The organism is Streptomyces monashensis (assembly GCF_001866665.1).
Taxonomy (GTDB): Bacteria; Actinomycetota; Actinomycetes; order Streptomycetales; family Streptomycetaceae; genus Streptomyces; species Streptomyces monashensis.
On sequence record NZ_MLYO01000205.1, the window covers coordinates 1 to 207 of the forward strand.

The 207-nt window shown below is 59.9% G+C and carries 1 rRNA gene; it reads left to right on the forward strand.

The features are described 5' to 3' along the window. Positions 1-90: 90 nt before the first annotated feature. A 5S ribosomal RNA gene (gene rrf, locus BIV23_RS45305) occupies positions 91-207 on the forward strand.

The window sequence follows — 207 nt, forward strand, 5'->3', positions numbered from 1 at the left end:
TCCTCAGTTGCTCGCGTCCACTGTGTTGGTTCTGAAACCACGAACAGCCCCGCCTGTCGAGGCGGTGTGGCGTTCACAGTTTCATAGTGTTTCGGTGGTCATAGCGTGAGGGAAACGCCCGGTTACATTCCGAACCCGGAAGCTAAGCCTCACAGCGCCGATGGTACTGCAGGGGGGACCCTGTGGGAGAGTAGGACGCCGCCGAAC